Origin of the sequence: Polynucleobacter necessarius (assembly GCF_900095205.1) — a bacterium.
GTDB classification, from domain to species: Bacteria; Pseudomonadota; Gammaproteobacteria; order Burkholderiales; family Burkholderiaceae; genus Polynucleobacter; species Polynucleobacter necessarius_E.
Genome location: NZ_LT606951.1, coordinates 196687 through 209834, shown reverse-complemented (window position 1 = coordinate 209834; position 13148 = coordinate 196687). Strand labels below are relative to the sequence as shown.

The 13148-nt window shown below is 44.0% G+C and carries 8 protein-coding genes and 2 pseudogenes; all 10 read right to left on the bottom strand.

The window, feature by feature from the left end; translation table 11 throughout:
• Positions 1–61: 61 nt before the first annotated feature.
• The gene (locus tag DXE37_RS01145) at positions 62–1885 is read right to left on the bottom strand and encodes an ABCB family ABC transporter ATP-binding protein/permease (protein WP_114636298.1); all 1824 of its coding nucleotides are present in this window, start codon (positions 1883–1885) and stop codon (positions 62–64) included.
• Positions 1886–1900: 15 nt separating this feature from the next.
• Positions 1901–2366 (bottom strand): annotated as a pseudogene (gene nudB, locus DXE37_RS01140) (dihydroneopterin triphosphate diphosphatase).
• Positions 2367–2388: 22 nt separating this feature from the next.
• Complete coding sequence (aspS, locus tag DXE37_RS01135) at positions 2389–4188, bottom strand: aspartate--tRNA ligase (RefSeq protein ID WP_114636297.1); 1800 nt, start codon at positions 4186–4188, stop codon at positions 2389–2391.
• A 15-nt stretch (positions 4189–4203) separates the two neighbouring features.
• Positions 4204–4857 (bottom strand): DUF502 domain-containing protein, encoded by a 654-nt coding sequence (locus tag DXE37_RS01130; protein WP_114636296.1) that lies wholly within the window; start codon positions 4855–4857, stop codon positions 4204–4206.
• A 52-nt stretch (positions 4858–4909) separates the two neighbouring features.
• Positions 4910–6499, bottom strand: a complete 1590-nt coding sequence (gene ubiB / locus DXE37_RS01125) for a ubiquinone biosynthesis regulatory protein kinase UbiB (protein ID WP_114636295.1) — start codon at positions 6497–6499, stop codon at positions 4910–4912.
• Positions 6500–6502: 3 nt separating this feature from the next.
• Complete coding sequence (locus DXE37_RS01120) at positions 6503–7123, bottom strand: ubiquinone biosynthesis accessory factor UbiJ (RefSeq protein WP_114636294.1); 621 nt, start codon at positions 7121–7123, stop codon at positions 6503–6505.
• 53 nt (positions 7124–7176) lie between these two features.
• Positions 7177–8079 carry a Tim44 domain-containing protein gene (locus tag DXE37_RS01115; protein WP_114636293.1) on the bottom strand — a complete coding sequence of 301 codons (903 nt, stop codon included), beginning with the start codon at positions 8077–8079 and terminating at the stop codon, positions 7177–7179.
• Positions 8080–8147: 68 nt separating this feature from the next.
• Positions 8148–8891: a bifunctional demethylmenaquinone methyltransferase/2-methoxy-6-polyprenyl-1,4-benzoquinol methylase UbiE gene (ubiE, locus tag DXE37_RS01110; RefSeq protein WP_114636292.1), complete on the bottom strand. Its 744-nt coding sequence runs from the start codon at positions 8889–8891 to the stop codon at positions 8148–8150.
• Positions 8891–9290, bottom strand: a pseudogene (locus DXE37_RS01105) (gamma-butyrobetaine hydroxylase family protein). The gene ubiE and the pseudogene DXE37_RS01105 overlap by 1 nt, the downstream one beginning before the upstream one ends.
• Positions 9290–13132 (bottom strand): DUF3683 domain-containing protein, encoded by a 3843-nt coding sequence (locus tag DXE37_RS01100; protein ID WP_114636291.1) that lies wholly within the window; start codon positions 13130–13132, stop codon positions 9290–9292. Before DXE37_RS01100 ends, DXE37_RS01105 begins: the two are co-directional and overlap by 1 nt.
• Between the last annotated feature and the right edge of the window lie 16 nt (positions 13133–13148).

The window sequence follows — 13148 nt, the reverse complement described above, 5'->3', positions numbered from 1 at the left end:
AAATCGCTTCTGTGCTTTTTGCCATAGGAATAGAAGAAGTACTCTGTGTCATCAGACCATTCTAATCAAGAGTGGCGCGTTCTTGCATTTGCCACATTTCTGCATACTTACCTTTTATAGCAAGCAACTCTTCATGTGTACCGCGCTCCACAATTTGCCCATGATCCATCACTAGAATTTGATCTGCATGAATAATGGTTGAAAGTCGATGGGCAATGATCAGTGTTGTATGATTTTTGGCCAAGCCTAGCAGCTTCTCCTGGAAGGCGCGCTCTGTTTTAGAGTCTAAGGCTGAAGTGGCCTCATCAAAAATGAGCATGGCAGGCTTCTTGAGGAGCGTTCTAGCAATTGCCACCCGCTGTTTTTCACCTCCAGATAATTTGAGACCTCTTTCACCCACTTGAGTGTCATAACCTTCAGGCAAACGCTTGATAAATCCATCAATTTGGGCGGCTCTCGCAGCCTCTTGGACCTCCTCGATGGTTGCTGAAGGATCTCCGTAGGCAATGTTGTAACCAATCGTGTCGTTAAATAAGACGGTATCTTGCGGAACGATACCTATGGCCTTACGTAGACTTGATTGCGTAACATCTTGAATATTTTGACCATCAATTAAAATTTCACCAGACTGAACATCGTAAAAACGAAACAACAGTCTTGCTAAAGTACTCTTGCCTGCCCCGCTTTGACCTACGACCGCTGTGATGGTTCCCGCCGGAATATTAAAACTGACATCGCGCAGAATTTCACGCTTGGCATCATAGTGAAAAGACACGTGCTCAAAGCGCACATCAGGACCATGACCACGATTTTCTACTTGAAGCGACTTTGCATCTGGAGAGTCAGCGATTTCTTTATCGGTATTGAGTAAAGAAAATATCCGATCCATATCAGTCAAAGATTGTTTGATTTCTCGATAAATCACGCCAAGAAAATTCAATGGAATATACAACTGGATCATGAGCGTATTGACCAGAACAAGATCACCTAAAGTCATCGTCCCGTCAACTACCCCTACTGTTGCACGCCACAAAATTAACATTAAACCAACTGCAATAATGATTTGTTGCCCTAGGTTTAAGAATGCCAGCGTCTTTTGGAACCTTACTGCTGCCGCTTGATATCGCAATAAATTTTCATCGTAACGATTGGCTTCAAATGCCTCGTTACCAAAATATTTAACGGTCTCAAAGTTCAACAATGAATCAATAGCTTTTTGATTCGCCTTTGAATCCATATCATTCATGGTGCGGCGGTAATGTGTACGCCATTCTGTAACTACAATTGTGAAAATAATATAAAGAACTAAAGCAACTAGGGTTATAGTTGCAAACCAAATGTCGTAGGAATGCGCAAAGTACCCCAACACTAAACAAAACTCGATGAGGGTTGGTAGTATGCTGTAAAGAGAATATGAAATGAGCGACTGAATACTACGAGTACCGCGTTCAATATCACGACTCACACCACCAGTCTGCCGAGCCAAATGAAAGTTTAGTGCCAGTGAGTGTAGATGCTCAAAGACTTGGAGTGCCACTTTACGAACAGCATTCTGAATGACCTTCGCAAACAAGGCCTCACGCAACTCTGTAAATAAGGACGCAGAAATTCTGAGGAGTCCATAAGCCATAATAATTCCCAAGGGAACAATTAGAAGTGCCTGTGGAGAGCTTGATTTGATATCTAAAGAGTCAATTAACTCTTTCATCACAATGGGAATACCGAGATTGGCAACCTTTGCCGCAATCAAGCAACTCAATGCAATGATTACTCGGAATCGATATTCCAATAGATAAGGCAAGAGATCGCGAATAACACGCCAGCCTCCTCTTTGGGATGTTTTTGAATCTGCGCTGCTGTGATGATGTCCCGATGAATGTCTCATCGTTCTATCTTATTCCTAATTACGAATTGACTCTGCTCGGTTTGCAGAAAATAATTTCAGAACAGCCTCACCGTTGCTAGGAGAAAAGCATTTCTTCGCAGCCTCTTCAAACGGCAACCACTGGTAAGCTACATGCTCTCTCGGAGCTAAATGAATTGGAGTCTAATCAGGAACCTGTAGTGCGAACCAATGCTCAATATTTCTGTTTACTCCTGGGGCATAACGAAAACACCATTCAGAATAGATTTCATATTCAATCTGGTGATGCATATTTTGCAATGCACCCGTGGGTAATTGATCTACTGAGATACCAGTCTCTTCAAAGGCCTCACGGCTAGCCGCTTAGAGCCAAATCTTCATCGGGAGCATCTAGGCTACCAGTCACAGATTGCCAAAAGTCAGCACGATCAGCGCGCTCTATCAATAAAACATCCCTATTCGGTTTATAGATAACTACTAAAACCGAAATAGGGATTTTCAAGATGGCTATTACTTAGAGCGCTTTAAGCGGCAGGAGTTGCTTGGCGCAAACGAATATGTAATTCACGCAACTGACGCTCATCCACAGGGCTAGGAGCTTGAGTCAGCAAGCACTGAGCACGTTGCGTTTTAGGGAAAGCAATCACATCACGAATTGATTCGGCACCTGTCATCATCGTCACAATACGATCCAAACCAAATGCAATACCGCCATGAGGAGGAGCTCCATACTGCAATGCGTCTAACAAGAAACCAAATTTTGCCTGAGCTTCTTCAGCATTAATCTTCAATGCGCGGAACACTTGGCTTTGTACTGCTTCTTGGTGAATACGGACTGAACCACCACCAATTTCACTTCCGTTCAGAACCATGTCATACGCTTTGGCTAGACACTTACCTGGATCAGATTCCAAGTACTGCATGTGTTCATCTTTAGGGCTAGTGAATGGATGATGGCAAGCAACCCAACGCGCTTCACCTTCATCGTAATCAAACATGGGGAAGTCCACTACCCATAATGGCTTCCAACCTTCGGTAAAGAGGCCATGCTCCTTACCCAAAGCAGACTGACCAATACGCAAACGTAAATTGCCTATCGCATCATTAACTACTTTTTCTTTATCAGCACCAAAGAAAATAATATCGCCATCTTTTGCGCCAGTGCGCTTAAGGATTCCTTCAATTGCAGCATCATGCAAATTCTTTACGATCGGTGATTGCAAACCATCACGGCCCTCAGCAACAGAATTTACTTTTATCCATGCCAAGCCTTTAGCGCCATAAATGCTTACAAATTGGGTGTGGTCATCAATTTCGCTGCGGCTAATTTCAGCGCCGCCAGGAACACATAAGCCCACTACACGGCCACCATCTTGGTTTGCTGCACCTGAGAAGACCTTGAAATCTACATCTTTCATCAAATCTGTTAATTCAGTGAATTCAAAATTGACGCGTAAATCTGGTTTATCTGATCCAAAACGTGCCATTCCTTCTGAATAAGGCATGGTTGGGAATGGATTTGGCAATTCCACATTCATAGTCTTTTTGAAAATATGACGAAGCATATTTTCAAATAAATCGCGTATTTCCAACTCACTCAAGAAAGCGGTTTCACAGTCAATTTGAGTAAATTCAGGTTGACGATCTGCGCGTAAATCCTCATCGCGGAAACACTTTGTAATTTGGTAGTAGCGGTCAAAGCCCGCAACCATTAACAATTGCTTAAACAATTGTGGAGATTGTGGCAAAGCAAAGAACTGACCATCATGCACTCGCGATGGTACTAAATAATCGCGCGCACCTTCTGGAGTGCTCTTTGTAAGCATTGGCGTTTCAATATCGATAAAACCAGCATCGTCCAAATAACGGCGACACTCCATCGCTACGTTGTAACGCAAACGTAAATTCTTTTGCATTTGCGGACGACGCAAATCTAATACGCGATGAGTAAGTCTTGTGGTCTCAGATAAATTCTCATCATCAATTTGAAATGGCGGAGTTACTGAGGCATTGAGGATGACTAAGTTATGACAAAGGATCTCTACCTTACCGCTCACCAAATCTGTATTTTCAGTACCAGCTGGACGCGCACGAACAAGACCTTTAATCTGAATACAGTACTCGTTACGCACTTGCTCAACAAGCGCAAACATTTCTGGGCGATCAGGATCACAAACAACTTGTACAAATCCTTCGCGGTCACGCAAGTCAATAAAGATAACGCCTCCGTGGTCACGGCGACGATTCACCCAACCAGAGAGAGTGACTTCTTGGCCAATCAGTGAATCGGTTACCTGTCCGCAGGTATGACTTCGCATCGACATAAAATTTCCTATAAATCAAAAATGGTGTGGTAACTGTGATGCAGCTAAACCACTAGAACTATTGGGAGGAACAGAGCCCATTGAAACGATATGTTTCAGAGCCTCCTCAACACTCATCTCTAATTCAATCGTTTGTGCACGCGGCACAATCATAAAAAAACCAGAGGTGGGATTTGGGGTCGTAGGTAAAAATACATTGACGTAATCTTCACCCAATTTAAACGTTACTTCTTTTGCTGGTGTACCAGTTTGAAATGCAATCACCCATGAATCTGCATGGGGATAACGTATCAGTAGCGCTTTACTAAAAACCTGACCACTCCCAGAAAATAAAGTTGATGAAACTTGCTGAACACTTGAGTAAATAGAGCGCACAATCGGAATGCGATTGATTTGCTTATTCCACATCCGTATCCACCACTGACCAGCAAAACTAATTGCCAATAAACCAGTGGCCATGATCACGGCAATCACGATCAAAATACCAACCCCAGGCAACTCACGGAAATGCTGTAGATCTTGCGCGGCATCATGAGGCAGAACCAAAATGATGGCATGCATTACGGAGCCGAATACGCCGTCGAGCAAACCCAGACCCCATGCAATCACCCAAATGGTGATCGACAATGGTGTCCATACGAGGATGCCAGCGATAAAGTATTTTTTCATGTGTTTTGCCTAACCCGCTATTTTAGCGGGTTAGCGGCTAATCAGCGAGAGACTAATAAACACCTATGCTGATGAGCAAAATTCCAGCCAAAAACCCGCCAGCAAAGAGTAAAACCCCTGCCAATAGACGATGTGTACGTCTTTCCTCGAGCAAAAGAGCCTTTAGAACCTCTAATTCACCGTTTTGGTCTTTAATTTGATGCCGGCTTTGAGCCAACAAACTATTGGCAATGAGGCGTGGCAACGTAGGCAGGATTTTGGCCCAAGTAGGCACCTCTTCCTTTAAGCCATCTAAAAGTCCGCGCCAACCCAACTGCTTGCTAACCCATTTCTCTAATATCGGCTTAGCGGTTTTCCAAAGATCCAGATCAGGATCAAGCTGACGTGCCAAGCCTTCTACGCTTAAGAGAGTCTTTTGCAATAAGGTGAGTTGAGGCTGAATTTCCACCTTAAAGCGGCGGGAAGTCTGAAATAGGCGCATCAAAACAATGCCTAAAGAAATCTCTTTAAGCGGTCGATCAAAATAAGACTCGCAAACTGAGCGTACGGCCCCTTCCAATTCTTCAACACGAGTATTTGCAGGAACCCAGCCCGACTCAATATGCAACTCAGCAACACGTCGATAATCCCGATTGAAGAATGCCAGAAAATTCAAAGCTAAGTAATTTTTATCTGATTCGCTTAGTACGCCAACAATTCCAAAATCAAGTGAAATAAATCGACCAAATGTTTCTGGCTCCAAACTAATCATGATATTTCCGGGATGCATATCTGCATGGAAAAATCCGTATTCAAACACTTGTGTAAAGAAAATTTTTACGCCGTCTGAGGCCAATTTTTTAAAGTCAACGCCAGCCTCACGCAACGCAGCAGTTTTGCCAATCGAGATGCCATACATCCTCTCCATGACAATCACATTTGTGTGACAAAGATCCCAATACATTTCTGGAATCATCAATTTGTCAGAATCAGCAAATTGTCTGCGTAACTGACTAGCATTAGCGGCCTCTCGCATGAGATCAAGCTCATCATGCAGATACGTATCAAACTCTGCAACATTCTCACGAGGCTTTAATCGACGACCATCCTCAGAACTTTTTTCAATCACTTTTGCTAAGTCATACATCAACGCCAAATCGCCCTCAATCACCGGCAAAATACCAGGGCGTAGGACTTTAATTGCTACAGTACGACCCTCCCACTCGGGGCGCTTATCAGTTCCACGCAATACTCCAAAATGCACTTGTGCAACTGAGGCACTAGCAACGGGGGTAGCATCAAAACTAAGAAATACAGATTCAATTGGCTGACCTAAATCTTCCTCGATCAAGCGACGAGATTCTTCATTAGAAAATGGTGGCACTTGATCTTGCAGTTTTACTAGTTCATTGGCGATATCTTCAGGCAATAAATCACGACGGGTTGAAAGGACTTGGCCGAACTTTACAAAAATAGGGCCGAGCGCTTCAAGCGTTAAGCGAATACGCTCACCTCTTGGTAAGTGACCACCTGGTGACATCCAACAAAGTACCGTTAAGAAGCCACGACGAAGTCCCGGCTTCAAAAGATCACGCAAGAGTGGCAATAAGCCATAACGCCATGCGGTAAAGAAAATGAAAAAGAGGCGAGCAATTCGACGCACGATTTATTTAGCCTTTTGCTCTAAAAGTTGGATTCGTTTTTCCATGCGATCTACTGATTCGCGCAATTCGCTTAATTCAGATTTACGAACCATGAAATCTCGTTTATTTAATAACAATTTCTTTTCTTCGCTAATGTACTCCACTACATTGTCCAGTAAATCAGTGGCTGCTGAACGCGTGGCAGACACAAACTTTTTACCCTGCCTTACAGCAAAGTTTGCAGGCGCATCACCCACCAGACGAGCTAAATCTTCCTCATATTCCCAGCGTAATTGTCCGGCTAATCGACCTAATAGTTGTGCCAAATCTGCATCACCGGTAATTTTGACGGCCTTAAAAGCCTGCTCCCTTAAAGAACCCGAGCTACCGGCTAAGGCACTCAATGCGGCGGCAGATACTTCTAACATAAGCGCAGGAGAGTCGATCTCTTTCAAACCAACCAAGTGACCGTCTGGGTTTATCTCAAAACAAAGATTACCCAACGGTAATCGCAACAAAATGGTTTTGCCTGCATGACTAGCTAATTCAGCCGATGCCCATGGCTCGGTACTTAAAACATGGTTAATACCCTGACATGCAGCGCCAGAGGCAATCGAATGGGTAGTTGAAAACTGTGTGTTCATGAGTGTAAAAAACCCGCACAAGTGCGGGTCTTCCAACGGAAAGTACCTTAAGCTTAAATTAACTGAGAGATGCCCGCTAGTACCCAGCCACCCGGACCTTCTACGGGCTTGCTTAAATTCCAGATTTCAGAGAAATCGGTGGCTGCAGCCCCCGGTTGCTCACGAATCATTCCACTGAACTGAACGCTACAGAAATAATGCGCATCAGCTGTTTCAATTCCTAAGAGCTGAGCATTAATAGTAACAACGTCAGTTTGATTGCTACCATCAGTTCTACCTGCTAGATCTTGCTGAATCGTGTCAAACATCTCAGGAGTAGTAAATTCACGCAAAGCAGGAAGATCACCTTGATCCCAGGCTTTTTGCAAAGTCACAAAATATTGCTTTGCATTCTCCAAAAAGGTTCTTTGATCAAAGCCAGGAGGAAGAGTAGATTGAAATGGCTCAGGCTCAACACTCACCCCACCAAAAGCACTGGCAGCAGGTGTAAACGCAGGTTCTTGCCTTGGCATTTCAACGGTATTACGTTGCAGGTCTTTGAATGATTGAATGTTGGAATTCTGACCGGTGCCGGACAATGCTGGCAACAATCTACGAATAACAAACGTAATTGCAAAACCTACCAGCATTGCTATTAGCAAACCCGTAATCAAAGATGAAGCTGCTTCACCCAAGCCAAAATGGGATAAGAGATAGCCAATACCTAAGCCAGCTGCTAAGCCACCCAAAATACCGCCCATCCCTCCAAAACGACTAGGCGCAGGTGTTGGAGCCGGAGCAGTAGGCTGCGCCTGCTGAGCAGGCTTTTGTACTGGGGCGGCTTGACGTTGTATCGGTGCACTTGGGGCACGTCCGATGCTTTTACCCCCACCCAAACGTGCAGCTTCCACATAGCCAACAGATGCGAATACTAAAGTGAAACTTAAGAGAACTGCTTTAAAAAAATGTTTGTTCATTTTTATTTACCCCTTCAAATAACTTCTTTACTTCATTAGTCTTTAAGAGCTTAAAAACTATACAACTATCAATATTTAATACCAATATGTAGGGCAACGATACCCCCTGTCATTCTGTGGGTTTCTACTTCGTCAAAACTCACCTCTAACATCATTTTTTTGAGGGTTTCAGCATCAGGATGCATGCGAATGGATTCCGCTAAGTAGCGATAACTCTCGGAGTCTTGGGCAATTTTCTCCCCAAGCCAGGGCAAAACCTTGAAAGAATAGGTGTCATAAACAGGTTGCAAAAAAGCGTCTGGCTTAGAAAACTCTAATACCAATACACGGCCACCTGGCTTAATCACACGACGCATCTCACCCAAAGCAACATCTTTATGGGTCATATTGCGCAAACCAAAAGCGACAGTCACCACATCAAAATGATTATTGGGAAAAGGGGTTTTTTCAGCGTCAAACTGTACGCAAGGCAAGGCAATACCGCGATCTAACAAACGATCACGCCCAACTCCCAACATAGATGCATTGATATCACTTAACCAAACCTGTGCATCAGGATTGTGGCCCCAATCAGCAGTTTTTGCAAAAGCTGCTGCTAAATCACCAGTGCCACCGGCAATATCCAAGACCCTTTGCCCTGGACGAATATTGGCGCGTGCAATCGTAATTTTTTTCCATACGCGATGCAATCCGAAAGACATCAAGTCATTCATCACATCATATTTACTAGCTACAGAATGAAATACCTCAGCAACCTTACCTGCCTTTTCCGTCTCATCAACGCTTTGATAGCCAAAGTGCGTTTTACTCATTAGTGACTTCCACAAGAATGGCCATGCGATTGTCCTGCCTGCACCATAGGTGCATCCCGATTAAGATCTGCAGCAGCTAATTTATCTAAATGCTCTTTCCAGAATTCCTCTTGGTTTTCACACAAGAACAATAAATATTCCCAAGTATACAGACCTGAATCATGTCCATCAGAAAAGTTGGGCTTCAGAGCATAGTGGCCAACAGGCTCAATATTGGCAATCAAGACCTCACGCTTTCCTGTCTGCATGTTTCCTGTCCAGGTCCACGCCCTTGAACCTCAGCTGATGGAGAAAGGACTCTCAACATCTCAAAAGGTAGTCGATAGGTTTTACCGTTCTCGTATATGAGAACTCCAATACCTTGGACTACTGATACACGACGATATTGCTCGGAATCATTAAACGAGAACCCTTTCAATGCCGCCTTGGTTTGCTTTGGCTACATAATCTTGCATCCAATCTTTACCAAGTAACTTTTCGGCCATTTCAACAACGATGTAATCCGCCGTAGTACCACTGTCTGCATCAAAGCAGGTTAAACCTTGCAAGCATGATGGGCAACTAGTCAGAATCTTAACCTCGCCAGTAAAGTCGCCTTTACGCAAATCATTGGCGCCTTTTTCCATTTCAATCTGCTTACGGAAGCGTACTTGAGTGGAAATATCAGGACGAGTCACAGCTAAAGTTCCAGACTCACCACAACAACGATCATTCTTTTGAATCGCTTTGCCATCTTCAAGCTGAATTAACTCATTTACCGTCTTCAAAGGGTCTTGCAATTTCATTGGAGAATGGCAAGGATCGTGATACATATACTTCACGCCGGTAACGCCAGAAAGCTTGACACCCTTTTCTGCCAAAAATTCATGAATATCAACAATTCGACAGCCAGGGAATATTTGTTCAAACTGATATCCAGCTAATTGGTCATAACATGTACCGCATGAGACAACAACAGTCTTGATATCTAGGTAATTCAAAGTATTGGCAACGCGATGAAATAACACACGATTATCCGTAATCATTTTCTCTGCCTTATCAAAATCACCATTACCACGCTGTGGATAGCCACAGCAAAGATAACCAGGAGGAAGAACGGTTTGGACACCCACATTCCACAACATAGCTTGAGTAGCTAAGCCAACTTGTGAAAACAAACGCTCGGATCCACAACCGGGGAAATAAAACACTGCCTCAGTTTCTGCAGAGGTCGTCTTAGGATCCCGAATAATCGGAACGTAATTCGCATCTTCAATATCTAACAAAGCACGTGCAGTTTTCTTAGGTAAATTACCTGGCATTTTCTTATTCACAAAGAAAATAACTTGCTCTTTCACGCTTGGCTTACCAACTGTTGCAGGAGGATGAGCAGTTTGCTGTTTTGCAAACTTACGTAGTACATCATTACCCAAGCGCTGCAATTTATAACCCCAACCAATCATCATCTTGCGAGCAAGGTGAATGGTTTCCGGGCTAGTAGCATTCAAGAAGAACATCGAAGCCGCAGTACCCGGATTGAAACGTTGCTGACCCATCTTACGCAAAAGATTGCGCATGTTCATGGTCACATCACCAAAGTCAATCTTCACCGGGCAAGGTGTTAAGCACTTATGACAGACAGTGCAATGCGCTGCGACGTCATCAAACATTTCCCAATGACGAATCGAAACACCACGACGAGTTTGCTCTTCATACAAAAAAGCTTCGATCAATAATGAGGTTGCCAGAATCTTGTCGCGCGGGCTGTAAAGCAAATTTGCACGCGGTACATGAGTTGAGCAACCTGGCTTACATTTTCCGCAACGCAAACAATCTTTCACGCTATCAGCAATCGCTCCAATATCACTCTGCTGCATAATGATGGATTCATGGCCCATCAATCCAAAGCTAGGTGTATAGGCCATACCGAGATCAGCATGCGGCATCAACTTACCTTTATTGAAGCGACCTTCTGGATCAACGCGATTCTTGTAACTACGGAAGTCTTTTAATTCTGCTTCAGTGAGATATTCAAGCTTAGTAATACCAATCCCGTGCTCACCAGATATCACACCATCTAATGAACGCGCTAACTTCATAATGCGATCAACCGAGCGATGTGCGTCTTGCAACATCTCATAGTCATCTGAGTTCACAGGGATGTTCGTGTGAACATTTCCATCGCCAGCATGCATATGCAAAGCTACGAATACCCGTTTGCGCAAAATATTTTTATGAATTGCTTCCAGCTCAGCGAGAATAGGTTCGAATGCGAGGCCGCCAAAAATGATCCGCAATTCAGAACGAACCTCTTCTTTCCATGAAGCACGCAAGCTGTAATTTTGGAGCTGCGGGAAATACGCATCCATCTGCACAAGCCATTCATCAGCCCAGCGCTTGCGCACTTTTGCAATCAACTCTAAGGCCTGCTGAACTCGATCACCGAGAATTTCAGCAGTAGGGATTTCGTAATCCTCATCGCTTTTACCTAAGGGCAAAGCACTCTTTTTCAAGAAGTTTTCCAAGCCATCGAGTACTTGTAACTTATTTTTGAGTGAAAGCTCAATATTGATGCGATCAATACCGTCTGTGTACTCACCCATGCGAGGCAATGGGATAACAACGTCTTCATTAATCTTAAATGCATTGGTATGACGCGCAATAGCTGCCGTACGTGCACGATCTAACCAGAACTTTTTACGAGCCTCTGCGCTCACTGCGACGAAACCTTCACCAACCCTCAAGTTGGCCATTCGCACGACTTCACTAGTAGCTGAAGCAACAGCTTCCTCATCATCACCAGCAATGTCGCCAATCAATACCATCTTCGGTAAGCTATTACGTTTAGATTTGGTGGAATAGCCTACCGCTCTTAAGTAGCGATCATCCAAATGCTCGAGGCCAGCCAAAATTGGGCCGCCTTGTTTACTTAAGCCATCTAAATAGGCTTTGATTTCCACAATACTTGGAATTGCTTCTCGCGCTTGACCGAAAAATTCTAGACAAACAGTACGCATGAATTTTGGCATGCAATGCAATACCCAAGTTGCGCTAGTAATCAAACCATCGCAACCTTCTTTTTGTACACCTGGTAATCCGGATAAAAATTTATCGGTAACGTCTTTACCTAAACCTTCTTTGCGAAAACGTTTACCTTCAACTTCCAATATCTCTTTTTTGAGAATACGTTCACCTGGTTCACTATTACCGTCGGACCAAGTCAGTTGAAAGCGCACTGTAGCCACATCATGAATCTTACCCATGTTGTGTTCTAGACGCTCTACATCTAACCAGTTACCTTCAGGATCAACCATACGCCAGCTAGCAAGGTTATCCAAAGCCGCTCCCCAGAGAACTGCTTTCTTACCACCAGCATTCATTGCAATATTTCCACCAATACAACTTGCATCGGCAGAGGTTGGGTCAACCGCAAAGACAAGGCCAGCATGCTCTGCAGCGTCAGATACACGACGAGTAACCACACCGGCACCGGTGAAAATTGTGAATACTTCACGATCAAGTCCCGGTAATTTCTTAGACTTGACGCCACCAATATCTTGCAACTTCTCAGTATTTATTACTGCAGACATTGCGTATAGTGGAATAGCGCCACCGGTATAACCCGTACCACCTCCACGAGGAATAATCGTCAAACCTAATTCAACACAAGCCTTAACTAAACCAGGAATCTCGGATTCATAATCAGGTTTTAAAACTACAAGCGGAAACTCAACGCGCCAGTCAGTTGCATCAGTCACGTGAGCAGCACGAGATACTCCATCAAAACAAATGTTGTCCGCAGCCGTATGGCGACCTAGTTCCTTACGCGCACGCTTACGGATTTGCCCAACTTCTTTAAATCCATTTTCAAAATTCTCGATTGCACGGTAAGCGGCGCTAAGCAAAATCTCAACCTGATCAGCAGAGTCACCAATGTTGCGCTTCTTCACTTCGCCCAAACGATACCAAAGCGCATCAATTAATTGTTTGCGACGATTTGGGTTATCGAGTAAGTCATCCTGTAAAAAAGGATTGCGTTGAACAACCCAAATATCCCCTAAGATTTCAAACAACATACGCGCAGAACGGCCTGTTCGACGAACTCCACGCAAATCATTTAGAACGCGCCAAGACTCCTCACCCAATAGGCGAATGACAATTTCTCGGTCAGAAAAGGAGGTGTAGTTGTAAGGAATTTCGCGAAGACGGGGAGAACCCGCCTCAGCATCCAACAACTGGTTCAAAGCTAGTGGTGCGTTCATAGCGACATATTTGATA